The sequence below is a fragment of the Flavobacterium glycogeni genome, from assembly GCF_048286775.1.
Taxonomy (GTDB): Bacteria; Bacteroidota; Bacteroidia; order Flavobacteriales; family Flavobacteriaceae; genus Flavobacterium.
Map to the genome: position 1 here is coordinate 24,069 of NZ_JBLVPV010000015.1, position 24,914 is coordinate 48,982.

The following is a 24,914-nucleotide window of genomic DNA, read 5'->3' on the forward strand; positions in this document are numbered from 1 at the left end:
GATTAGTTTTTTGTCCCGATAGCTATCGGGATGTTGAAGGTTTGAGATAATTGACCAGTTACCGATAGTAACTCGTAGTATTTTTGAATGGTATTTGCTTGCGCCAATGCTTTATTAATTTTTGAACTCAGTTGCTCCACATCAGCTTCCAGTAAATCATTCGTGTCCGAAAGTCCGTTGTCATATTTGTCTTTTATGATTCGGTAATTTTCCGAAGATTGTTCTACTGCTTGTCCGTAAACTACATTTTGTTTTAAAGCCAAATCGTAATCTTCGATTGCTTTTTGAACCTGAACTTTAATATAATCCGTCAGTATGGCCTCCGAGTTTTGTACTTCAATAAATTTATATTCAGCCAGTTTTACCAGCGTTCCATTTTTAAGAATGGCACTTAAGTCATAGGAAATACCCACGCCAATATTCATCGCATTTTGTACTGTGATGACATTGCTCAAGTCTAATGCAGTATAACCGCCAATAATGGCAATTGCAGGATAATACGAACCTTTGGCTATTTTGATATTGGCCTCACTTGCTTTTCCCTGAAATCGAATTGCTTCTAAATCTTTACGATTTTCTAATGCCGGCAACTCATTTGTTGGGACATTCGTCATTTGGAAATCAGCAAAATCACTTTCACGAATCTCCAGTTTGGTGTCTGGATTTAATTTTAAAAGTGTAACCAAATAAAAATTAATGATTTTTAAATTATTATTCGTTTCGTCTAATGACAATTGGATTTTCGAGGCTTGTAATTGCGATTTTAAAAGGTCGTTTTTAGGAATGATTCCATTTTTTTCTAACTCGATAAAATCATTTACACGTTGTTGTGCGCTTTTTTGATTTTCTTTCAGCAGTTCAATTGTTTTTTGCGCTTTGTACAAACCGGCATAATAATCAATTACGCGCAATGCGATTTCTTCTTTGGTTTGTGATGCTGTTGCCATTTCAGCTTCATAAAGATTCTCATATACTTTGATGCTGTTTTGGATTTTAAAACCAGAAAATACAGGAACACTGGCGTTCAACTGTCCAATCATCAATTGATTTACTATAGGAAGCGGTTCCTGTGAACCGGAATTATTTTGATTTATTTTAAAATCTACCGATGCATTTGCCAATCTTTGGTATTGACCAGAAAGTTTCAAATCAGGATATTGATTGTTTTTTGTGGATTGCAACTCGTACTTTTTAGTTTTCACTTTTGTATTGGCCAGAGTAACTTCATTGCTCTTGGTCCAAGCCAAATTAATGGCTTCGTTCAATGTTAAACTTGTTTTTTCTTGTGCTGCTACGGATGAAATTCCAATAAAGAAAATCCCAAAGAGCATGAATTGACTAACTTTCATATATCAGAAGTGCTTTTATAGTTTGTTGAATGTGCTTTGTCAAATTGGTTTTGATGTAATTGTTGTATAAATCTTCGGTTTTCAAGTTTAATAAATTTTCGAAGAAAGGTTTATTCATATGAAAATGAAAGAAAGTCCCCAGAATGGTGGGTGTGATAAGCGGAATAATAACGTCTTTTCTGAAAATGCCTTTTTTCTGACCTTCCTCGATAATAGTTTCAAGGGATTTTAAATTTCCTTTTTTTAATTCAGAAAAAGCCAGAAGATTTTGTTCTCTCTTTTTGGAGGTAAATTCGAAGTGTAAAATTCGGTATATTCCTCGGTTGCTGTTGATTCTATTGATATACAGTTCAATCAGCTTATTGATTTTGTCAATAGGTTCCAGATCTTCCTGCAATAAATTTTCTAATTGATTTTTAAGATCCGAGGTTCTGTAAACAATAAGCGATTCCAGTAATCGTTCTTTGGAACCAAAGTAATACGAAACCATGGCAATATTGATTTTTGCCACTTTTGCTATGTTTCGAATGGAAGTTCCATCAAATCCTTTTTCTGCAAAAAGCGTTTCCGCAACTTCGAGAATTTGAATTTGTTTGTCGTTAAAATTACTTTTCAATGGAATTTAATTTTTTCAAAAAACAAAACTAAACAAGTGTTTAATTTAAACAGTTGTTTAGTTTTTATTTAACATTGTTTTAACACTATAAATGGAACCGGAATGAGGTTTATAGCAATACTTGACCTCCATCTGAAATTGTGAATATCTATTTTGTGAATTGTGATTTTTTTTTCCTTTAAAATCTATCTTTGACATCCTTAAAAATAAAAGAGATGAGCACAACTTGGTACGAATGCAAAGTAAAATATAGAAAAACGGATGAAACTGGAGGACAAAAGATTACGACAGAACCATACTTGGTAGATGCGTTATCCTATACGGAAGCAGAAAGCAGAATTAATGAAGAGATGTCAGCGTATATCAGTGAGGAATTTAAAATCACGAATATAAAAGTGGCCAATTATGCTGAGATTCATCCTTTTGAAAATGCGGATCGTTGGTTTAGATCCAAAGTTTCATTACTGGCGTATGACGAAGAAAGCGGCAAAGAACGCAAGACCAATATGTATTTATTAGTGCAGGCTAACGATGTAAAAGAGGCTTATGATAACACCACCAGTGTGATGAAAGGCACGATGGGCGATTATACCATACCTGCTATTTCGGAATCTCCTATTATGGATGTTTTCCCTTATTTCAGTGGGGAAGAAGGGGAATTGGAACAATTAGAAAGATTCAATGCGCTCAAAGGTTCTAAACCGGAAGCAGCAGTAGAAATAGTGGATCATATGGAATTTGAAACTGCCATTGCGGAATAAGTGATTGATTATAAGTATTATAGTCGACATTAGTATAAAGAAGAGGGCTTTTTTTGTCCTCTTTTTTTGTTTATAAGAAAGCTGGTTTATATAATAAAAGTCCACAAAAATAAAGAACACAAGTCCACAATCAAAGTCTTTAGTAGTTCCGATAGCTATCGGAACGAAGCAAACACACTAACAGGAGTCAAGTCACTCTTGCTTTCTAAATTGTTTGTTGTGTATGCTGCGCAAATGTCTTTGACTTTGCGCAATTTTCAGCATATGTTTAAAGTAGCATGGCCTTAAAAGTCTCTGACTTTTGAATGCCATTTCATTGCTGATTGTATTTTACAAAAGCATTCGAATCTAAAACATTAATTATAGGATTATCTGCTTTTTCTATTTTTAATAATCCGGAATCGTTTATGTAATTGCTTGCGCTGGAATAAATATATTGTGAAGCCTTTTCAACTAAACCGGCTCTTACTGGATTCAGATGGATGTAATCTAATTTAGACCACATAAATTTATTGGTATAAATCTCTTCAGGATGATTTCCATACTGCCAAAATTGATAGTTTTTGTTTCTTGTATGCTTTTCTGCTGCTAATTTGAAGCGTTCCAGCATCCATTCTTTTCGGCTTTCTGGTACGATTTGGATTTTCTCTAAAATATTTTTTGCGGTAAATTTTTTAAAATCTCTTATCAAATCTGATAATTTACCATCTTGAGATTGAATGATTAAATGAATGTGATTGCTCATAATGACATAGCCATACAAAATCATTCCTTTATTTTTTATGCAGTAATCCAAAGATTCTATTATACTGTTTCTGTAGGTTTGCCTAGTGAAAATATCTATCCAATCGACAACTGTTGCCGTTATATAATGTGGTAAAGTCTGATCCCGTATTACATAGCCTTCTTTCATTTTGACGTATTTTTAATATAAAAATAACGATTTTAATAATTTGTTTGTGTTTTTTTTTAAATTTAATAGGATGAAAGTCAGAGACTTTATGGCGTTTTGTTTTAATTACAGGTTTAGGAAATTGCGCAAAGTCAGAGACATTTGCGCAGCATTTACGAGAAATTTATTTTTTAGAAGAACACTTTGCGGAGCGGGGGTCACATTACGATTGATGCTAGTATAAAGAAGAGGGCTTTTTAGTCCTCTTTTTTTGTTAATAAGAAAGCTGTTTTATAAAAGTAAAAGTCCACAAGAATAAAGAACACAAGTCCATAATCAAAGTCTTTGGTAGTTCCGATAACTATCGGAACGAAGCAAACACACTAACAGGAACCAAGTCACTCTTGCTTTCCAGATAATATGTTATGTACTCTTCGAAGAGTTGGTGCCGAAAAATGTGCCGCCTGAAGCATAATTTCATCTTAAAATTGTCGGCAATACACATTATTTCTGACCCTCTTTACTTTTAAAGTCCGTAATGGTCTTTCCATCATAACGAATCACTCCATCAAGTTCGCCAAACCAAATACTTCCATCATGCGCTTCTAAAATTCCAAAAATCATTGGCTTATTTGCTATTTCGGTTACCGTTGGCTTTTCATTAGACAAGGACTTTCCGTCATACTTGGAAAGTGCCCAACCTAGGTTACTATCCCTTCCTGAACTAGTCCAAATATTGCCTTTTTTATCCTCGATTATATAACCAACAAACCTCTGCGTAAAATTGGTAAATGTACTGCCGTTATAGCGCCAAAGGCCATCAGGTCCACCAAGCCAGATATTGCCTTTTTTATCTTCGATTATCGAACGAACATTTTTAAAAGGTTCGTCCTCATGAGTGAAAACGGTAAATGTTTTTCCATCATACACGAAGGTATTGCCTCCTGTAGCAAACCAAAATCTGCCTTTGTTGTCTTCAATAATAGAATTAACACCATTAGGTTGTCTATTCGGAAAAGTTTTCCCTGTCCGATCCTCATTCATGGCAGTCCCATCTAAGATATAATTTCGAAAGGACTTCCCATCGTAACAGCTTGCTCCTCCAGAAACACCGAACCAGATGTTACCTTTTTTATCTTCATAAATATTTGTAACTTCATTATTAAGAAGTCCCTCCCTGGTTGTGAAATTTTGAAAGGATTTTCCATCGTAATAATAAACCCCTGAGCCAATAGAGCCGAACCACAAGTTGCCTTTTCTATCTTCTAAAACAGAAAAGAAGCGGGCCGAACTCACTTTACTTGTAATATTGGCAAAAGACTTTCCATCGTACCGAAAAATACCATCAAATGCCGCAATCCAAATGTTGCCCTTTCTATCTTGTATGGTATTTCGAGTGATACTTTCAGGTCCGTGGGAAGTGATTACCTCTTTGGTTTCGGAGTTGATAATAATTTTTTTTCCTTCTGTTTGGTTTTGTCCACAGGAAGTGCAAAAAACAGACGTTAAGAATAGAGCAAATAATTTTACGAGTTTTTTCATTTTTTATTTATCTTTTATTATCGAGCATGTTTATCTAAAGTCCCCCGCTCGTGAACACTAACAAAATAACTATAAATTTGTAATAGGCACGAGCGGGGAGCGCCGTTTTTTTATGTTTTATCAAGAAAATTATGTTTTGTTTCAACTGCTTTTGGGTTCATTATTATCGTTACTATCATTCCTGTAATGATAAGTAGTAATAAAAATTGTTTCAAATCAAACTCCCTTTTTTTCAATACAATTTCTAAAAAATATATTGTAAAAGTAGCTACAACATAAGGTAATCTTGCTCGTTCCACATTATACCATTTGTATAGTTGTATTGAAAGAATATAAATTCCAAACTGACTCAAAGCATACAAAACAAATATCCATATATCTGTTAAATCAAAATGAAGGTTCTCTCCATTTATAAATAATAATGCGAGACCAAATACTAAATTACTCAAACTAAATACATTACTTAATACAATAATGTTTTCTTTTCCAGCTGAGTTTTTCATAAAAATATAACCCAATGCTATTAAAATAATACTTGTAAATGCATAAAAATAACCCAATGAGTTTTCATTATAAAAATTACCTGAAAGAGTAATAAAACTCACTATAATGATCGTCCAAATAGATAACCAAAATTGTAAACTAGATTTTTTATTTTCGCTGTGATTAGAAAATAATGCAACCAGAACCAATAAAAAAGCAATGTCTAATCGTCCTAATAATGCAATGGTTGATGCGTTTAGAAAAGCAAATGAAGCCGTATAAAAATAAGAAGCAAAGCCACTTGAAAAAAAACGAAAAATTTGGGTTTTCTTATTTTGAGGAATAAGTTTATATCCTTTTATTTTTGATGCTATTATTCCAACAAATAAACAAAGAACTCCTCGATAAATCATGTTTTCAGAAGTTGAATAACCTCTGTTTGACATTTCTTTTATTGTATAAATATAGGATGAAGTGGAAAGAATTACCAAAAGCAAAATTCCCCATTTTAAGAATTTTTTCTTTTTCATTGTTCTAATAAATATTCAAAAAAATGGAAATTATTGGTTTCTTTTTCTGGAAATAGTTTAAATCCAACACTTTCTAAAAGCATTATTGATGCAATATTTTCCTTCCTAGAAGTTGCTACAATCGTCTTAAATGGTAGCTTTTTAATATACTTAAGCATACCTTTTACCAATTCTTTGCCATAGCCTCTTTCCCAATAATTTTTTCCAATCGAGTAGCCAATTTCACATTCATTTTTAGAAATAGGTTTTATCAAAAATGTGCCTATTATTTCATTATTTTCTTTTAGGTCAACGGCATATCTAAATTCTTCTTTAGATTCAAGTTTTTGAAAGGTTCTGCTTAACATTTCAACAACTTCTTCAATTGTTTCAAAAGGCTTGCTTCCTCTGAATCGCATTGCCTCTTTGTCTGAGTAAATTTCAAATAAAGATTTTTTATCTTCCAAAGTTAAGTTTCTGATTTTAAGTCTATCAGTTTCTACTATCATTTTTCAATTTTAAGCGGTTTTCATGATATGGTACACAACATACTTATACCAGCCACAAAGTGGCTCCAATTTATCTAATTTAGGTTGGCTTTGTGCGATAAATAGTGGTTTTGTTATTTTGTAAATATATAAATAAATTATTATAAATAATTTTAGCGACGTTTGCGCAGTATCCACGATAACGTTATGTACTCTTCGAAGAGCAGGGTTATATGCCGTTTTCTAATATGTTTTCTAAATATTTAGCAAGACTTTTTTCAATCTTTGCTTTTCCATAAATTGAATTCTCATAATATAAAGTTCTAAAACTTGAAATATCAAATGGTAATTTTTCTCGAATTTTATCACATATTAAAATAGTAGGTTTCTTAATTGCATGTGCATAGCCAATTTCATAAAAAACATTTGGATTATCGGGTGTAATATCTGCAATTATAACGCTAGCTTCTTTAATACTTCTAATAATATCATTTAGAATTGGAGTACTTGAATAAAATTCATCAGCTCTAATAACTTCAAATCCTGCTTTTTCAGAAATTGGTATAATAACATCATTGTAGAGGTTATTAAAATCATTTGTAAATTGCATTACAACAAATAATTTGGGCTTTACAGTCTCCACTTCTATGTCATACAATGACACTTTTCCTTCTGATGTTATTCTAAATGTTAATGGCATAGAAATTGGATTTATGTCTTGCTCACAGTATAAAATATTATTTACAAAAAGTTTAGCTTCAGAACCAAATATTTCATATTTGATTGAAATTTCTTCATTTGATTTAAAAGAACTTAGACTGCCAATTGCTTTAATAGTTTTATCTTTTGTAGAATGAATCCTAAAAGAATTTGAATAATAACTCAAACCTGCAGAAAAGGTATCTTTACTGTCATTACTATCAAAGACAATTAATACTCCGGTTCTTTTATTTTCACATTTGAATTTATATTTAATTGTTCCTTGATTGAAATTAACATCACACCTAATATCAGCGTTTTTAGGTTTTCGAGTTTTTTCTTTTTCTTTTCCATCAGTAGACTCCTCAAATATTGGGGTGTAGTGAATTACGCCATTATTTATAGTTGTTTTTTCACCGTGTAGTATTGCAAGATTTTTAACCTTCATTTTTTTATAATTTGATTAGTGATTTCTTAAAATGGCATATAACTTGTATATAAGTCTAATAAAATCAGACTTATCACCCCAAATTAGGGTAGATAGGTCTGACAAATACAGTCCCATTAGTTTTGCTAATGTATGAAAATAACCTTACAAATTACCCTGTCATTTTCTAAGATTTAGACATAAATCAAACGGCGTTTAAAGTTCATTTAAACGCCGCTTAATCTTATATAAAAAAGTGATTTATCGAATCGCTTTTACGAACTCTTCAATTTTTCCGGTTCCGTTTTCGGTTAAATGCGTAATGAAAGCACTACCAATAATCGCTCCTTTTGCAAATTGAGTAGCTTGGTTGAAGGTTTCTGCATTGTTGATTCCAAAACCAATTACTTGAGGATTTTTTAGATTCATTGCTGCAATGCGTTTGAAATACTCTTCTTGAACGCTTCCAAAACCAGTTTGCGATCCCGTAACACTCGCCGAACTTACCATATAAATAAATCCATCGGATACGCTGTCAATAAAACGGATGCGCTCGTCAGAGGTTTGTGGCGTAATCAAGAATATATTTTTCAAGCCGTATTTTTCGAAAGTCTCCTTGTATTCATCGGCATACACATCAACCGGAAGATCGGGAATAATTAACCCGTCGATGCCAATCTCCGCACATTTCTGGCAGAAATTCTCTATTCCGTATTGTAACATCGGGTTGAAATACCCCATAATCACTAAAGGAATAGAAACTGTTTTACGAATGTCTTTTAATTGGTCAAACAACACTTGTGTGGTCATTCCGTTGTGCAACGCTTGGGTTGAACTGGCTTGAATGGTTGGTCCATCAGCCAATGGATCGCTGAACGGCAATCCTATTTCAATCATATCGATTCCGCTTTTTTCTAAATCCTGAATGATTTGTACCGTATCATTTAAGTTAGGATATCCCGCAGAGAAATAGATGGAAAGTATCTTTTTGGTTTCTTGTAATTTTTGATTTATTCGGTTCATTTTTTATTCTGTATAAGTTTTTATCTTTTTAGCTCCGCAAAGTCTAAGACTTTGAGGATGTTTTTGAAGGTCTCCGACCTTCTTTTTATTAATGCGGTCGGAGACCGTTTATCACCTTCTCAAAGTCGGAGACTTTGCGGAGCGGATTTTTAGCAACCTTGTCATTTTATTAATTCAACAGCTTAAATAGCGGCACTGTAAGCCCAAGCTTTTTGGTTGGATTGCAACTGCACTTCAACGCGTCTGTAATGCAATCCTTCATAAAGATCAGATTGGTGTAGTTCCTTTGTGGTAATGGTGTAAACCATTCCGTTGATGGTATCTTCCGGTTTGTGAGTTTCTGTAATAATAGGATAGTGTACCAACCCGAATTCTTCTTCAATTTGAATTTCTTTTACTTGATAACCAATTAAAGTTTCTGAAGTTCCCTCAAGAATACGCCCAAAAAGATCTTTTTGTATGTCCTCATTTTGTAAGCTGCCGTAAGCGAATAATTTTTCCATAGTTTCTATTTTGAAAATGTTAAATTGAACTTCATTTTTTATTGTTGAGTTTGCGTTAAGGATTAAAGTGAAAATCCTTTTTTGTCTCGTTTTTTAACGAGATAAAAAAGATTGTAACGGAAAGCCTGACCTCGCTGAAACGCTAGTGAAAGCGAGGGAACGCCCTGAAATAAACTCAGGATAAACCCTGAAATAAACTCAGGATAAACCCTGAAAAACTCAGGATAAACCCAATTATAATTTAAAATAATCGATATAGGTGTTCAAATCTTTATCGCCGCGACCGGAAAGATTGATGACTACAATATCCTCCGGTTTGAATTTCATTTCGTCCAGAACGGCAAAGGCATGCGCACTTTCGATAGCAGGAATCAGCCCTTCCATTTTAGATAATTTTAATCCCCAATGCATGGCTTGGTCATCCGTAATCGAGATGAATTGCGCTCTGCCAGTAGCAAATAAATTAGCGTGCATAGGACCTACGCCCGGATAATCAAGTCCTGCCGAAATAGAATACGGCTCGGTGATTTGGCCATCAGGAGTTTGCATCAACAAGGTTTTACTGCCGTGAATAACGCCTACTTTCCCTAATGCAGATGTAGCGGCACTTTCGCCAGAATCGACGCCTAATCCTGCTGCTTCGACCGCAATAATAGTCACGTCTTCGTTATCCAGAAAATGATAATAGGCTCCGGCGGCGTTGCTACCACCACCCACGCAAGCAATCACATAATCAGGATTTTCACGGCCTTCTTTTTCTAATAATTGTTCTTTGATTTCCTTAGAAATGACACTTTGAAAACGCGCCACCATATCCGGATAAGGATGCGGGCCCACGACAGATCCAATAATATAATAGGTGTCAACAGGATTGTTGATCCAGTCGCGAATGGCTTCGTTAGTGGCATCTTTTAAGGTACGTGATCCCGAAAGTGCCGGACGAACTTCGGCACCCAACATTTTCATACGAGCCACATTTGGCGCCTGACGTTTGATGTCAATTTCTCCCATATACACGATGCATTCCAATCCCATTAATGCACAAACGGTTGCTGTTGCAACGCCATGCTGACCGGCACCGGTTTCAGCAATGATTCGTTTTTTACCCAAACGTTTGGCTAATAAAATTTGCCCAATGGTGTTGTTGACTTTGTGCGCGCCAGTGTGACATAAATCTTCTCTTTTTAGGTAGATTTTGGTATTGTATTGTTTAGATAAACGCTCTGCAAAATAAAGAGGCGTAGGGCGGCCTACATAATCTTTTAGCAGCGCATCAAATTCGGCTTGAAATGACGGATCTGCCGTGATTTTTAAATAATTCTGGCGTAATTCTTCCACATTTGGGTATAACATTTCAGGAATGAAAGCGCCTCCAAATTCTCCGTAATAGCCTTTTTCGTTAACGTGGTATGACATAATTTTATTTTTTTATTTTGTTATCTGTAGAGGCGCGCGTTGTAGAGACGCACTGCAGTAGAGACGCACTGCAGTGCGTCTCTACTGCAGTGCGTCTCTACGTATATTTCTACATAATTCTATATTTTTTAATCCGGGTTCTATTTCAAATTTACTGTTTACATCAATGGCATAAAGGGGTAAATTGGTTTTCGAAATTTCCTTCACCGTTTCCATTTCATTAATTCCGATTCCTCCACTCAGGAAAAACGGTTTGTTTGAAGGATACTTTTCTAATACTTTCCAATCGAATATGGTTCCGTTTCCACCGGGTAATTTTCCTTTAGTATCGAAAAGAAAATAATCACAAACGGCTTCAAATGGTTTCAGTACTTCAAAATCAAAAGTATCATCTACCGAGAATACTTTGATGATTTTAATCTGAACTTGTTTCCCATTCTCATCTTTCAAAACTTGTTTCAAATCCAAACAAAATGCAACCGATTCCTGTCCGTGCAATTGAACGGCTTGCAAATCGTATTTTGCTATTTTTTCAAGAATTTCATCCTGTGTAGCATTTACAAAAACGCCCACTTTTTTAATCGATTTTGGTAATTCTGGAATCACGCCATCAAAATACCGAGCTGATTTCTCCCAGAATATAAATCCCATATAATCGGGCAGGAGCGAACCTACTTCGAGAATGTTTTCGGGATATTTCATGCCGCAGATTTTGAGTTTCATATCGTTTTTGTATTTAACCCAGTTAGGGTTTTAAACCCTAACTGGGTTATTTTTTATAGTTGTGAAATAAATTCGGTTGCTGCTTTTCCTGCATTATCGGTTTTCATGAAGTTTTCCCCAATTAGGAACCCTTTGTATCCGTAAGGTTTTAATTCATTAATGGCTTCAACGGATGAAATTCCACTTTCGGAAACTTTTACAAAATCATCGGGTATTTGGGCTGCCAATTGCTTGCTGAAATCTAAGCTCACTTCAAATGTTTTTAGGTTTCGGTTGTTCACGCCAATCATATCCAAAGTAGGCATAATCGATTTTTCCAGTTCTTCCCGATTGTGAACTTCCAGTAAAACTTCGAGTCCTAAACTTTTGGCAAATTCAGATAATGATTTGATTTCTTCTCTGGTTAAAACCGCTGCGATAAGTAGAATTAAATCGGCTCCGTGTGCTTTGGCTTCCAAGATTTGGTATTCATCAACAATAAATTCTTTTCGCAATAATGGAATGTTGACTGTGGCTCTTGCCAAAAGTAAATCGTCTAACGAACCACCAAAATATTTTCCATCCGTCAATACCGAAATTCCACAAGCACCAGCATTTTCATAGCCTTTAGTTACTTCTTCAACAGTAAAACTATAATTTATTTCTGCCCTGGAAGGCGAACGGCGTTTGTGTTCCGCGATAATTCCTGATGTGCTGTTTCTTAAATTATCGCTCAAAGAAATAGTCTTTTTTTCAAAGAAAACCGAGGCTTCCAATTGCGAAACGGGAATGATGGATTTCTTGAGAATGACTTCCCTTTTTTTGTCAACTATTATTTTATCGAGTATGTTCATTTGTTGTTTGTTTGGTTAATCGTTTAATCGGTAATTGGGTTAAACGATTGTATTTATTATTTACTCAATTCTTGTAATGTTTGTAACGCTTTTAGTCCTTTTCCGGAGAACAAACTTTCCTTTGCTAATTCAAAACCTTCCAACGGCGTGCATTTAGTAACTGTTGCTATTGCCATTCCGGCATTGGCACAAACTACATTGTTTTGGGCTTCAGTTCCTTTTCCGGCAATGATATTAGTGAATATTTGTGCTGATTCTTCAATGGTTTTTCCTCCTTCGATTTCGCTTTGCAGCAAAAGACGAACACCAAAATCTTCCGGATTTAGCATTCCTTCCATCGAACTGGTAATTGTTTTTGTAGGTCCTGTCAAAGAAACTTCGTCATAGCCGTCAAGCGAATGCAAGATGGTAAAATTCACATCGGTATTTTGATACAAATACGCATACATTCTGGCCATTTCTAAATTAAAAACACCGACTAATTGATTTTTTGGAAACGAAGGATTAACCATTGGTCCCAACATATTGAAGAATGTTTTTACAGCCAATTCTTTCCGAATTGGTCCCACATTTTTCATAGCCGGGTGAAATAACGGTGCGTGCAAAACACAAATACCGGCTTTGTCCATACATTTCTCCAGGAAATCAGTGTCATTACTGAATTTGATTCCCATTTTTTCCATCACATTGCTGGATCCGGAAATGGAAGAAACCCCATAATTTCCGTGTTTTGCCACTTTTATTCCTGCACCGGCAGCCACAAATGAAGCTAATGTAGAAATATTGAACGTGTCTTTTCCGTCACCACCGGTACCACATAAATCGATAGTATTGTAGGCTGATAAATCCACACGGATGCACAGTTCCAATAACGCTTCACGAAAGCCCGCAAGCTCTTCGATACTGATGCTTCGCATCATGTAAACGGTAAGGAAAGAAGCAATCTGACTGGTGTTATAACTTCCGTTGGAGATATTAACCAATACGTTTTTTGCTTCTTCTTGTGAAAGCATTTCGTGATTGATTAATCTGTTTAATATATTTTTCATTTTTATTTTTTTTGATTATCAACGTAGAGACGTTGCATTGCAACGTCTCTACGATTTCACCCAGTTCTCTAATATCTTTTTCCCATTAGGTGTCAACACACTTTCGGGATGAAATTGTACACCACGCACATCAAATGTTTTGTGGCGCAAGGACATGACTTGACCGTTTTCGTCGAATGAAGTCGCTTCCAGAACATCAGGTAAATTGGCGTCAACCACCCAAGAGTGATACCGTCCCACTTCAAACTCATTTCCTAATCCTTCAAACAAAAGTTCATCATCGACTACTGTTTTTATCATTGTCGCTACACCATGATACACTTTGTCAAGATTTGATAATGTTCCTCCAAAAACTTCTCCTATCGCTTGTTGACCAAGACACACTCCAAAAATACTTTTAGTTGGGCCATATTTTCGAATTACCTCTTTCAGTAATCCTGCTTCATCGGGAATTCCTGGACCTGGAGAAAGAAGGATTTTATCGAAAACTGCAATTTCATCAATATCGAATTCATCGTTTCTGTAAACGGTTACTTGGCAATTTAAATCTTCGAGATAATGCACTAAATTGTAAGTGAAACTATCGTAATTGTCTATGACTAGTATTTTTTTTAGCCCCCTAGCCCCCAAAGGGGGAACTGTTGGAGTGGATATATTGTTGTTGTTCATTTTGAATATTTTTAATTTCTATTTGTTTTAGAACCTATCTCCGCTCTGCGAAGTTCCCCCTTCGGGGGTTAGGGGGCTTATATCGTTTCTGCTAAATCCAAAGCGGCATTCAACGCTCTTAATTTGTTATACACTTCCTGCATTTCGCTTTCTTCATCAGAACTGGCTACAATTCCGGCTCCAGCTTGAGAATACAATTGATGATTTTTACTCAAGAAAGTCCGAATCATAATGGCGTGGTTAAAGTTTCCTTCAAAATCCATGAAACCGATGGCACCACCATAGAAATTCCTATTGGTTTTTTCGTATTCTTCAATCAGTTGCATGGCTCTGTGTTTTGGTGCGCCACTTAAAGTTCCTGCCGGAAAAGTATCGGCTACAACTTGCATCGTTGTGGCTTTTGGGTGTAAATGTCCCGTTACTTTTGAAACCAAGTGAATTACGTGAGAGAAAAATTGAACTTCTCTGTACTTTTCAACATTTACATGGTGACCATTTCGGCTTAAATCATTTCGAGCCAAATCGACCAGCATCACATGTTCGCTATTTTCTTTCTTGTCTTCGGATAATTGTTTGGCAAGAATGGCATCTTTTTCATCATCACCCGTTCTTTTGAAAGTTCCTGCAATGGGATGAATCTCGGCTTTACGGTTTTTGACAATAATTTGCGCTTCGGGAGAAGAACCAAATATTTTAAAATCCCCATAATCAAAAAAGAATAAATAGGGCGAAGGATTGATACTTCTCAACGCTCTATATACATTAAATTCATCGCCTTTGAAACCTTGGGTAAACCTTCTGGACAAAACTAATTGGAACACATCACCTCTAAAGCAATGCTTTTTGGCCAAAGCCACATTATGTTTGAATTCCTCGTCAGTTAGATTCGAAAATCCTTCTCCTTCTTTTGTAAACTTATAAGAAGCAATATTTCTGGATTGTAATAATTGTTCAATTTCCGAAATGTTATTTTTTCCATCCAAACTATGGCAGAAAATATAGGCTTCATTCTTGAAATGATTGATGGCAATTATATTTTGGTAAACCGCATAATACACATCGGGAATGGTGTTGCTATTTTCTTTTTTAGCAATGGATACTTTTTCAAAATAACGAACGGCATCATAAGAGATATAGCCGAAAAGGCCGTTATTTATGAATTTGAAATTGTTTTTCTCTGATTTGAATTGACCTGAAAATTCTTGGATTACTTCTGGAATATTGGTGTCGGCATCAATAGTGATTTTCTCAAATTTCCCGTCAGGAAAACTCTTGTGAATGATTTCGTTTTCAATTTTTATAGATGCAATCGGGTTACAACAGATATAGGAAAAGCTATTGTCATTGCCATGATAATCGCTACTTTCCAGCAATAAACTATTAGGAAATTTGTCGCGAAGTTTGAGATACACACTTACTGGAGTAATTGTGTCAGCAAGGATTTGCTTATAGTTTGTTTTTAGTATAAAAGGTTTCATTTTGTTTTTTGTTTGATAGAGACAAGTCGCGACTTGTCAGTCTAATTAATTAAAAATTGGAACAAAAAAAAAGGCCTGTCGTGATGACAAGCCTTTTATATTTATAGTTTAATAATACTATAGGAAGCTTTGTTCACGACGACTGACGTAAATTGTTCCACCACCAAGTATTGTTTATAATTGTTTTCATTAAAACAAAGATATAAATGTAATTCGATTATTCAAAAATAAAAAACGAAAAAAAACATTTTATTTTGCGCTTTTTTGTTAAATAAATTTTGTTAAAAAAGAAACCCCTACAAGAAATAGGTGGGGTTTAGTTAATTATTTTTTATTTTGAGATTAAATTTCTACATCATTATTTCTTAATACCCGCTTACCACTACATTATTTGCTTTGAGTCTAAGATCAGGTATTCTTTTTGTGTTAGGTTCCATAAAACAGTGATGAATTAGGAACTTTAGAGTACTCTAAAGAAAATGAATCATTGTTATACCAATTCATTATTTCTGTATTATTTGCCGCAGTTTCACTTTGAATGTTACTCTCGCAGTTATTAATTAAGATTCCTTGAAGATTAATTTTTGCTAAATTGGCAGGAATTACGGCCATTTTACCGTCGAGTAGAACACATTGTTTAAAACCGGAAACAACACTGTTATTTAAACTGAAATAACTTTTGTCTTTAACGTAAATAGCTTCTCTAACTAATCCTTGATTGCTTTCTTCCATATTTATCAAAGTAATATTATGGGCTGTTATTTTTGATAATTTTTTCGAAAAGTCTGTGTTTTCAGGTTTGTCGTATGAGTCAATTTCAAAACATCTTGATCCCGAAATATCTGAAGAAAAAGGGTGGCGTATCGCTAAAGAATTACTGATATTGCATTGAACACCCTGTGTATAATCAAAATCATCGTCAGTGGCTCTATAGGAGATTAGATTATTAAAATTCACCAATCCGCCATAACACTCAAAGGAATCATCGTTAGAATAGCTAACTTGGACATAATCAATTTTAGTTTTGCGTCCAACGCCAGCTAATGATAATCCGTTGAGTTCTTTTAACGCATTTATTTTTCTGCCCGAAAATTCGATACGTACGTATTTTAATATACCAGAATTGCTGTCCACATCTTGTCCGCCATAATAACTTACAGCAGGGTCTAGGTTAAAATCTAAATAACTGATACCACCCATTTTATTTATGGGAGCATCTCCAAGTATGATAATTCCTCCCCAGTCTCCTGGTTTTCGTTCCGAGATGTTATTGTTGGATGTAAAAACAATTGGGTCAGTTTCAGTTCCTTCGGCAATGATAGAGGCTCCTTTTGTTATTACAAGCGTGCCGCATGTTTCTTTATCACCTCTAATAGTTGTTCCGGGTTCAATGGTCAATACAGCATTTTTGGTAACATAAACGGTACCCACCAGGCGATATGTGTTTTTCTTGTACAGTTTAATATTGCTGTCTATTATTCCTGTCAAGATATTGCTTGCGTCATTATATTCTGTTGTGGCTGGCTTAAAATTGGTCCAATTGCTTAGCCAATTGTTTTCACCTGAAATTCCTTTTAACTGTTGGGCATTTATTGAAAGTATATTTATAAAAATTAGAATTGCAATTAAAACTGTTTTTTTCATAATCCAATTGTTTGTAGTTTGATATTTAATGTTTTTGTAGTCTTTTTATTTTTTACCAAAAATACTGTGGGTATGTTAAAAGAATAATTGCAGTATATTATCTATTTGTTATTATAAGTTTATGGATGTTAATTTAAAAAAGCCCTTGTGCTTATGAGCTTTTCAATTTTTGATTAGGAATAAAAAAAGAAACCCCAACAATTTCTTGTTAGGGTTTTAAGATATTATTTTTGAGATGAAATTAGAATTTCAAAGCAACAGCCAAATCGAAATCGTCATTGATTGCTTTATTTCCTAAGTTATCAAAGAAGCTTCCAGAACCATATTTAATATCGTATTTTGTTCTATCCACTTTAAATGTCGTTGCAGCAGTATTTTTTGTTGTTGCAAGATCAAAAGTAACTGGTTTTGTAATTCCTTTTATTGTTAAATCTCCAGTTACAGTGTATACATTTGGAGCTTTTACAGCTATTTTTTTGAAAACCAAAGTCGCAGTTGCGAATTTTTCTGTTCCAAAAAAGTCATCAGCTTTCAAGTGACCTTCTAGTTTTTCTTTACCTTGACCTGCTTTTAAGTCAGTAACAACGATTGAATTCATGTCTACATTGAATGTACCACCAACTAATTTTTTTCCTTTGAATACTAATGCACCATCTTTAAGATTGATTGTACCTTCATGTTGTCCAGTTACTTTTTTCCCAACCCAGTTGATAGAACTTTTTGAAGCATCTACTTTTTTAGTTTGTGCTGTTACTGATAAAGTAGATAAAACTACTACTAATGCCAATGCAATTGATTTGAAATTTTTCATGTGTTTAAATTTGATTTTAATTAATAATTATAGTGTAATAAATAATTCTTCGTGCGATTTTCTAACTTTTTTGTAAAACTGGGTTGCATCTTCTTCGTGTCTGTAACCAATGGTAGCTATTAAAGAAGCGTTTAGGTTCATTTTATCCAATCCTAAAATTTCGTTTATTTGGGCTGGGACAAATCCTTCCATTGGGGTAACATCAATTTTAAGTTCAGCAGCTGCATTCAAAAGATTTCCCAAAGCTAAATAAGTTTGTTTTGCTGACCAAATATTTTTTTCTTCAGTCGTCAGAGCAGTAATTTTAGATTTCATAAACGCCCCATAACCTGCTAAAGCTTCCATTGGAGTATTTCTGGTTTCGCTCATGTTTTTTAAATAATCATCTATAGCCGAATCGTCTATTTTGGTTTCATTCGCGAAGACAATCAGATGTGAAGCTTCAACAATTTGTGATTGTCCCCATGCTGCTGGCTGAAGATTTGCTCTTAATTCGGGATTCTCAACAATTATAACCTTATAAGGTTGTAATCCATAAGAGGAAGAACTTAAACGAATGGCTTCTTTTAATATATTTAAATCTTCGTTAGAGATTTTTTTTGCTGCATCAAATTTTTTTGTTGCGTATCTCCAATTTTGATTGTTTAGGAAATTATTCATGATTAATTTATGTTTATTGATTTCTATACTTTTCTAATAATTGATTTAATTGTTCTAATTCTTCCGAGTCCAAATTTTTAGAAAAAAACTGCTCGTGTTCAATTACTTTAGGATCCAATTCTTTTAAAACGTCAAGTCCTTTTTGAGTAATTAAAACTTCTATTTTTCTTCTGTTTTCAGGGCAAACATTTCGAGTCACAAATTTTTTTAATAATAGTTTATCGACTAATCGGGTAGTATTACTCGTTTTGGCCAACATGCGTTCTTGAATAACGCACATGTTTGCAGGATTTCCTTTCTGGCCTCTTAATATTCGTAAAACATTATATTGCTCCCCTGATAATTCATAGGGTTTCAATATTTCATTAAAATTATCTGTAATTACATTTTGAGTGTACAAAACATTCAGAATAATTCTTTTTGAATTATCGTAGGCAATAGTGCTTTTTAATACATCTTCAATTTTCATATTTGTATGCATGTAATTTGTTGGTACAAATGTAGCACATTTTTTATTTGTATATACAAATGTGTGTTATTTTTGTGTTAATTTTTATTATAGTATGCAATTCAGGAATTTGCTTTGCGATAGTTTCAGGTTTAAATAAAGTTTAAAAATATAAACGAACTCTCTAATTTTGAATAAATGGTTTACAAAAACTAAGCCGGAAATATTATTTTGGTTTAACACTTTGAAGTGTACTATAAATTTTGATTAAAATTGTAAAGGAGAAGTGTTGCCTCTTGATTTTTTTAAAGAATGTTTATCGATTTAGTTTTGTGTTTAGTTGTAAAAAAAATATTTTTTTATTAAATTTATAGTCATTTAAGAGTGTATTTAGTTAAATATTTTAATTAACACTATAATAGTGGCAAATTTAATGGGAATATGTAATTAGGTGTAATGTTAAATTTCAATCTATTTTTTAAAAAGGTAAACAGTTGTTAAATTTCAATGATTTTTTGTGGAAGGGTATGATCTTCTAATCATTTTTATTTTTGCAAAAGCAATTTAGTTATTGAAAGCAAATAGAATTGACAATTGTATAGTAATCAAAGTTAAAAAGAACAATTATTGAAACAACAATCCGACTCAACTAATAATAAGATATAGAAATTCTAATTTAGAGATGGTAAAAAACAATCAAATTAGCCAAGGGGAAGGCGAAATTCTTGATTTGAAACTAAATTCAAGCTTGTCTATTGCCGACAACAGTGATTTTCCAATAATTGGTATTGGAGCATCAGCAGGCGAACTTGAGCCATTAGATAGAATAGAAAAAAGTATTGGAATCATTCTTTTTGGAATGGGATCCGATAAAGAAAAAAATGGTTTTACACTTGTCAAAGATCCTGCTTTGGCAAAATTTAAGAGCATACACCGCAATACAATTGAAGGTATTATAGCTGTTATTGTTTCTTCCTCAAAAGAACTCCCCACTAAACGAATTGCGTTACTCAACTATTTTCTTGAGATAAATTTGGTTTCTAAAACACTGATTAAAAGTGAAAAGGACCTAAATAAAATGGTACAGTTTTTATTTAGGTTTCATGGAAATAGAAAAATGAACTACAAAAAAAGGGAATACTGCGCTTGTCAGTTTGGTTTTTAGTCATAATTACAGAAATATTTAGTTTTTTATAAATGATATACCACTAGATAAGTAAAAGAATAGGTATTTAATTTTCAATTGTCAGGGAATAAAAACAGTAGTCTTTATAAAGATAATACTTATGGAAAATATTGAAAGTAAGGGGGGAGAATTACAACAACAAAAGCATTCAATAGCTGATTCTAAACTATCAGAAGTGGAAACATTAAAACTGATCCATGAATTAGAAGTTCATCAGATAGAATTGGAACTGCAAAAAGAAGCACTTATTTTAGCCAAAGAACAAGCTGAAATGGCTACGCAAAAATATGCTGAATTGTATGATTTTGCTCCTTCAGGCTATTTTACACTGACAAATTCTGGAAAAATAACGCAACTCAATCTTACCGGTTCTCAATTATTACAAAAAGAAAGATCAAAATTAATAAACAGTCAATTTGGGTTTTTTGTCTCTGATGATACAAAACTAATATTTAATCAATTCTTAGCGAATGTTTTCAATAATGGAGGAAAAGAATGCTGCGAAGTCAAACTATTTTTAGATAATGATTTTGTAGTAAATACATATCTCACCGGGATTCTATCTAAAAATAAAGAACAAGCTCTAATCACCACGGTAGATATTACACAACTCAAATTAACCAAATCTGCTCTTAGAGAAAGTGAAGAGCGGTATAGAGAATTAATAAACAATCTTGATGTTGGGATTATCTTGCATGATAAGGACACTTCGATACTTTTTTCTAATCCTAAAGCATCGAAACTGATTGGTTTGAGTAACGATCAGATGAAAGGGAAACAGATTCTTAATCCAGTGTGGGAATGTATAAAAGAAGATAATAAACCTTTGGCTCTGGAGAATTATCCGGTAATCGAAATTCTAAATACTAAAAAACCCATAAAAAACTTTATAATTGGAATCAAGAAAAACGAGAATGCTTCTTTTAAATGGCTTCTGATAAATGGTTTTCCTGTATTTAATAATTCGGGAGAAATAGCGGAAGTAGTAATCAGTTTTATTGAAATTACAGCGTTAAAAAAGTTAGAAATTGAATTGATTAAAGCCAGAAATCAAGCCGAAGCAGCTAATAAAGCAAAATCCAGTTTTTTGACTAATATGAGTCATGAAATTCGCACTCCTTTGAACGGAATCATTGGTTTTACTGATTTGTTGATGAAAACAAATCTGGATGAAAATCAGACGGAGTATATGAGTATAGTTCATGAATCAGCTACAATATTAATTGAGATTATTAATAATATTTTGGATTTTTCAAAAATTGAATCGGGTAAATTTGAATTGAATATCGAAGAAGTTAATCTTTTTGAACTGATTCATCATGTAATCGATATTTTCAAATATCATGCAGACTTAAATAAAATAGCTCTAATCCTAAATATTGACGCAACTGTTCCCAATTATATATTAGTAGATTCCATACGATTGAAACAAATTTTAGTGAATTTGATAGGGAATGCGTTGAAATTTACGAAAGAAGGTTCTGTTGAATTAAATATTAGCAACACGGTTACTTCTGAAAATGAAAACCAATGTCATTTAAAATTTTCGGTTAAAGATACAGGCATTGGAATAAAAGAAGAAAATCAAGAAAAAATATTCCATTCTTTCATGCAGGAAGATAGTTCAATTACGCGAAAATTTGGAGGAACTGGTTTGGGACTGACTATTACAAACCAACTTTTAGCATTAATGAACAGCAAGTTAGAGCTGAATAGTCATTATGGAGAAGGAAGTGAATTTTTCTTTACCGTTGAATTAGAAAAATCAAATCATGAATATGATTCAAAAAATTTAAATAATAATGTTGAAAAAGTAGAGAATATTTCTTCTATTGGAAATTTATCGGACAAAAAAATATTAGTAGTCGAGGACAATAAAATAAACATGCTTTTGGTAAAAACATTACTTAAATCAATACTTCCAGGCAGTACAGTATTAGAAGCCTCCGATGGTAAAAAAGCCATTAAATTGTATAAAAAAGAGAATCTGGACTTGATTTTAATGGACATCCAAATGCCTCATAAAAATGGATATGAAGCTACTGTCGAAATTAAACAACTAAAAAAATACAATAATATTCCAATAATAGCACTGACTGCCGGAATAATGTTAGGTGAAAAAGAAAAATGTTTAGAGTCAGGAATGGATGATTATGTTTGCAAACCTATTATAAGATCCAGTTTAGAAAAAATACTGTTTAAGTGGTTGAAATAATAGAGCCGATTTTTTTTTTAAATTAGTTTCATTTGATAATTAGGGTCTTCTTTTTTCTCCAAACCACGATTTATGCTTATACTGATACTTTTTTAAACCAAATTTTTTGATAGCATGTTTGTTAAGATGCGCTACCAATTCCTCTACTGAGTCAGTGACAAATAAGAGGCTCATATCTTCAGGACTTATACTTTCATTTTTTGACATGACTTTAATATGATGATAAAGCTCCTTATGATACCCAGTATCAAAAATAACTATCGGGAAATTATTGATTATTTTATTTTGAATTAAGGTCAGCGCCTCAAATAATTCGTCGAGAGTGCCTATTCCTCCCGGCATAACAATGAATGCATAGGAATATTTCACTAAAATAACTTTCCTCACAAAAAAGTAAGGAATGTAAATCCATTTGTGCAAATAAAGATTTGGTTTTTGTTCCACCGAAAGAACAATATTAGACCCAACAGAATAACCTCCCGCTTCATAAGCGCCTTTATTTGCCGCTTCCATAATTCCCGGACCGCCACCTGTCATTACTGTAAAACCTAATTTTGCTATTTCGGCACCAATACGCTCTGCATTTTTATAATGCGCAGTTTCGGGACCAAATCGGGCAGAGCCAAAAACGGTAACACACGGACCAATAAAATGCATTTTTTGAAAAGCTCTAATAAAGTTGTATTGAACTTTGAAAGTGAAAAACAAGTTTTTTAATAGTGTCAAAGGTCCTCTAACAAATAAAGATTCGGATCTTGAAAGTCTATATTGGCGTGGTTTTTCCATAATGACACTAAGTTAGGAAAAAAAGGAGTCAATTTTTTTTCTATTTCATAAATGGGTGAAAACTAATTTATTTATCAAGAGAATATAAGATTACTTGTTGAGGTAAAAGTTTTGCGCCTACTGTAATCAGTTTTTAATTATAATTTTCGACAGTTCGAGTGATTTTCTCCCAAAGCTTCGGGAAGAAAATCGTATCGAGAACAAGAAAATTTTGAATTAAAAATAATTCTCGTCCCGATAGCTATCGGGACATTTTTTGTTCCGTTTTACTCCACAAAAAATACTCGAACTGACGTTTTGAATAACACCCAATGGGTTATTTATTGCTTTTCTCCAAAATAATTTTGATAATTTCCTCTTTGGATAACACACCGGATTGTCTCCATAACTGTTTTCCGTTTTGAAATAAAATCATCGTTGGAACCCCACGAACCTGATACTGACTTGAAATTTGCTGGTTTTTGTCCACGTCAATTTTGATGATGGAAACGTTTTCTCCCAAACTCTCTTTTACTTCTCTCAAAATGGGACTAAGCATTTTACATGGTCCGCACCATGTGGCAAAAAAGTCTATTAATACCGGTTTGCCTGAATTGATAATCGTATCGAAATTACTCATCTTTATTGTATTTATTGTTAGGAATAGTACAACCATTAGAGCCACAACCTAAATTAAAAACGACCTGAATCAAGAAAAATAGTCCAAAACCAATGAACATCCACTCTTTTAAAATATAGGCTTGAGCAAATAAAAATAAGGCAAACGCCAGACGAACCCAGCGCATTAGATGCCAATTTGTAAATAATAATGCTTTCATTTTTTTTCGAAAAAAGGAATTTGATTTTACGTGTTTATTTTTTTGATTTTATACTTCGCATCATAAGAAATCACATGTTGTAATGCTTCGATTGCAATTTCATTTTTACTGACAATTAATACTTCAGCAAAATTGCTACTCATGCTTACATTTAATATTCCATCGATTTCGGCCAATTTTTTTGTGATGGTTTCCATACAGCCACTGCACGTAATGCCTTCGAATTCATATAAATTCACAATAACCTGATTGTTCTTTTTCAGTTCGATAAACAACTCCGAATTCGCTCTTGGTGCAATCGAATTTTCAGATACTTCCATTTTCAAAAAGTCAAAAGCGGCTGCAAAAAGCTTTTCATATTCTTCTTTACTTCCGCCAAAAGGAGGTCCGGATTCAAACGTTCTGTTGAACAGTAATCCCGCTAGAATTCCTTCATCAGCCAAAAGTTGATGCATTTTCCACACGTATTTTTGGCGCATAGGAGGAGGCAAAGCACAGAAAAAAGTTTGCTCAATAATCAAATCATATTTTCCTTGATGTTCAAAGAAATCACCCAGTATAATTTGAATATTAGAATTGTTTTTAAACTTTTCTTTTAAAACTGCCACTGGTGTTGGCGCAATATCGATTACGGTACTATTTGTAAATCCTTGCTCCAAAAGATATTCAGCTTCATAGCTATTCCCACAACCGGGAATCAAAATACTGCAATTTTTATCAGCAATCGTATTCACATACGTTTGTATGGGCGGCGATACTTTGCCTAGATCCCAACCGGTGGTTTTGGCTTCGTATTGCGCTTCCCAATAGGCTGCATCAAGCGGTTTATCGCAGGAAACTACACAACATTTTATATCTTCCATAATTTGATTTTTTTGAAATTGCC

The 24,914-nt window shown here is 33.6% G+C and carries 26 protein-coding genes; 3 read left to right on the forward strand and 23 right to left on the reverse strand.

Annotated elements, in window-relative coordinates; genetic code table 11:
• Window positions 1-2: 2 nt before the first annotated feature.
• Complete coding sequence (locus ACNQGX_RS12505; RefSeq protein WP_417976711.1) at window positions 3-1,349, reverse strand: TolC family protein; 1,347 nt, start codon at window positions 1,347-1,349, stop codon at window positions 3-5.
• Window positions 1,339-1,965: a TetR/AcrR family transcriptional regulator gene (locus tag ACNQGX_RS12510; protein WP_417976713.1), complete on the reverse strand. Its 627-nt coding sequence runs from the start codon at window positions 1,963-1,965 to the stop codon at window positions 1,339-1,341. The genes ACNQGX_RS12505 and ACNQGX_RS12510 overlap by 11 nt, the downstream gene beginning before the upstream one ends.
• Before the next feature lie 215 nt (window positions 1,966-2,180).
• Between ACNQGX_RS12510 and ACNQGX_RS12515 the strand changes: the two genes are divergently transcribed.
• Window positions 2,181-2,726, forward strand: a complete 546-nt coding sequence (locus tag ACNQGX_RS12515) for a DUF4494 domain-containing protein (RefSeq protein ID WP_417976715.1) — start codon at window positions 2,181-2,183, stop codon at window positions 2,724-2,726.
• Between the two features lie 313 nt (window positions 2,727-3,039).
• Here ACNQGX_RS12515 and ACNQGX_RS12520 read toward each other — a convergent pair whose 3' ends face one another.
• The 17 genes from ACNQGX_RS12520 to ACNQGX_RS12600 all read right to left on the reverse strand — a co-directional run bounded on the left by ACNQGX_RS12520 (window position 3,040) and on the right by ACNQGX_RS12600 (window position 19,044).
• Window positions 3,040-3,639 (reverse strand): REP-associated tyrosine transposase, encoded by a 600-nt coding sequence (locus tag ACNQGX_RS12520; RefSeq protein ID WP_417976717.1) that lies wholly within the window; start codon window positions 3,637-3,639, stop codon window positions 3,040-3,042.
• Window positions 3,640-4,122: 483 nt separating this feature from the next.
• Window positions 4,123-5,160 carry a ligand-binding sensor domain-containing protein gene (locus tag ACNQGX_RS12525; RefSeq protein ID WP_417976719.1) on the reverse strand — a complete coding sequence of 346 codons (1,038 nt, stop codon included), beginning with the start codon at window positions 5,158-5,160 and terminating at the stop codon, window positions 4,123-4,125.
• A 110-nt stretch (window positions 5,161-5,270) separates the two neighbouring features.
• Window positions 5,271-6,173: a hypothetical protein gene (locus tag ACNQGX_RS12530; RefSeq protein WP_417976721.1), complete on the reverse strand. Its 903-nt coding sequence runs from the start codon at window positions 6,171-6,173 to the stop codon at window positions 5,271-5,273.
• Window positions 6,170-6,661 carry a GNAT family N-acetyltransferase gene (locus ACNQGX_RS12535; protein ID WP_417976723.1) on the reverse strand — a complete coding sequence of 164 codons (492 nt, stop codon included), beginning with the start codon at window positions 6,659-6,661 and terminating at the stop codon, window positions 6,170-6,172. Before ACNQGX_RS12535 ends, ACNQGX_RS12530 begins: the two co-directional genes overlap by 4 nt.
• Window positions 6,662-6,869: 208 nt before the next feature.
• The gene (locus ACNQGX_RS12540; protein ID WP_417976725.1) at window positions 6,870-7,787 is read right to left on the reverse strand and encodes a hypothetical protein; all 918 of its coding nucleotides are present in this window, start codon (window positions 7,785-7,787) and stop codon (window positions 6,870-6,872) included.
• Window positions 7,788-8,027: 240 nt separating this feature from the next.
• Window positions 8,028-8,789: a tryptophan synthase subunit alpha gene (trpA, locus tag ACNQGX_RS12545; RefSeq protein ID WP_417976726.1), complete on the reverse strand. Its 762-nt coding sequence runs from the start codon at window positions 8,787-8,789 to the stop codon at window positions 8,028-8,030.
• A 182-nt stretch (window positions 8,790-8,971) separates the two neighbouring features.
• Window positions 8,972-9,292: a gamma-glutamylcyclotransferase family protein gene (locus ACNQGX_RS12550; RefSeq protein WP_417976727.1), complete on the reverse strand. Its 321-nt coding sequence runs from the start codon at window positions 9,290-9,292 to the stop codon at window positions 8,972-8,974.
• Between the two features lie 234 nt (window positions 9,293-9,526).
• Window positions 9,527-10,708 (reverse strand): tryptophan synthase subunit beta, encoded by a 1,182-nt coding sequence (trpB, locus tag ACNQGX_RS12555; protein ID WP_417976729.1) that lies wholly within the window; start codon window positions 10,706-10,708, stop codon window positions 9,527-9,529.
• Window positions 10,709-10,789: 81 nt separating this feature from the next.
• Window positions 10,790-11,431 carry a phosphoribosylanthranilate isomerase gene (locus tag ACNQGX_RS12560; RefSeq protein ID WP_417976731.1) on the reverse strand — a complete coding sequence of 214 codons (642 nt, stop codon included), beginning with the start codon at window positions 11,429-11,431 and terminating at the stop codon, window positions 10,790-10,792.
• A 53-nt stretch (window positions 11,432-11,484) separates the two neighbouring features.
• A complete protein-coding gene (gene trpC / locus ACNQGX_RS12565; protein ID WP_417976733.1) occupies window positions 11,485-12,264 on the reverse strand; it encodes an indole-3-glycerol phosphate synthase TrpC in 780 nt (259 codons plus the stop codon).
• 56 nt (window positions 12,265-12,320) lie between these two features.
• Window positions 12,321-13,313 carry an anthranilate phosphoribosyltransferase gene (trpD, locus tag ACNQGX_RS12570; RefSeq protein WP_417976735.1) on the reverse strand — a complete coding sequence of 331 codons (993 nt, stop codon included), beginning with the start codon at window positions 13,311-13,313 and terminating at the stop codon, window positions 12,321-12,323.
• Window positions 13,314-13,361: 48 nt separating this feature from the next.
• Entirely contained in the window at window positions 13,362-13,982 is a 621-nt protein-coding gene (locus ACNQGX_RS12575) for an anthranilate synthase component II (RefSeq protein ID WP_417976737.1), read from the reverse strand.
• Window positions 13,983-14,059: 77 nt separating this feature from the next.
• A complete protein-coding gene (locus ACNQGX_RS12580; RefSeq protein ID WP_417976739.1) occupies window positions 14,060-15,460 on the reverse strand; it encodes an anthranilate synthase component I family protein in 1,401 nt (466 codons plus the stop codon).
• 426 nt (window positions 15,461-15,886) lie between these two features.
• The gene (locus ACNQGX_RS12585) at window positions 15,887-17,104 is read right to left on the reverse strand and encodes a hypothetical protein (RefSeq protein WP_417976741.1); all 1,218 of its coding nucleotides are present in this window, start codon (window positions 17,102-17,104) and stop codon (window positions 15,887-15,889) included.
• A gap of 241 nt (window positions 17,105-17,345) precedes the next feature.
• On the reverse strand, window positions 17,346-17,915 hold the full coding sequence (locus ACNQGX_RS12590; protein WP_417976743.1) for a YceI family protein: 570 nt from the start codon (window positions 17,913-17,915) through the stop codon (window positions 17,346-17,348).
• A gap of 27 nt (window positions 17,916-17,942) precedes the next feature.
• On the reverse strand, window positions 17,943-18,575 hold the full coding sequence (locus ACNQGX_RS12595; protein ID WP_417976744.1) for an NAD(P)H-dependent oxidoreductase: 633 nt from the start codon (window positions 18,573-18,575) through the stop codon (window positions 17,943-17,945).
• Between the two features lie 13 nt (window positions 18,576-18,588).
• A complete protein-coding gene (locus ACNQGX_RS12600) occupies window positions 18,589-19,044 on the reverse strand; it encodes a MarR family winged helix-turn-helix transcriptional regulator (RefSeq protein ID WP_417976746.1) in 456 nt (151 codons plus the stop codon).
• A 661-nt stretch (window positions 19,045-19,705) separates the two neighbouring features.
• Between ACNQGX_RS12600 and ACNQGX_RS12605 the strand changes: the two genes are divergently transcribed.
• A complete protein-coding gene (locus ACNQGX_RS12605; protein ID WP_417976748.1) occupies window positions 19,706-20,188 on the forward strand; it encodes a hypothetical protein in 483 nt (160 codons plus the stop codon).
• Window positions 20,189-20,309: 121 nt separating this feature from the next.
• Window positions 20,310-22,424 (forward strand): ATP-binding protein, encoded by a 2,115-nt coding sequence (locus ACNQGX_RS12610; RefSeq protein ID WP_417976750.1) that lies wholly within the window; start codon window positions 20,310-20,312, stop codon window positions 22,422-22,424.
• 39 nt (window positions 22,425-22,463) lie between these two features.
• Here ACNQGX_RS12610 and ACNQGX_RS12615 read toward each other — a convergent pair whose 3' ends face one another.
• From ACNQGX_RS12615 to ACNQGX_RS12630, 4 genes are all read right to left on the reverse strand, one after another.
• Window positions 22,464-23,210, reverse strand: coding sequence for an LOG family protein (locus ACNQGX_RS12615; RefSeq protein WP_417976752.1), 747 nt, complete (start codon window positions 23,208-23,210; stop codon window positions 22,464-22,466).
• A 316-nt stretch (window positions 23,211-23,526) separates the two neighbouring features.
• Window positions 23,527-23,829 (reverse strand): thioredoxin, encoded by a 303-nt coding sequence (gene trxA, locus ACNQGX_RS12620; RefSeq protein ID WP_131917169.1) that lies wholly within the window; start codon window positions 23,827-23,829, stop codon window positions 23,527-23,529.
• Window positions 23,822-24,028 (reverse strand): hypothetical protein, encoded by a 207-nt coding sequence (locus tag ACNQGX_RS12625; RefSeq protein WP_131996807.1) that lies wholly within the window; start codon window positions 24,026-24,028, stop codon window positions 23,822-23,824. Before ACNQGX_RS12625 ends, trxA begins: the two co-directional genes overlap by 8 nt.
• Window positions 24,029-24,054: 26 nt before the next feature.
• Window positions 24,055-24,891: a methyltransferase gene (locus ACNQGX_RS12630; RefSeq protein ID WP_417976755.1), complete on the reverse strand. Its 837-nt coding sequence runs from the start codon at window positions 24,889-24,891 to the stop codon at window positions 24,055-24,057.
• Between the last annotated feature and the right edge of the window lie 23 nt (window positions 24,892-24,914).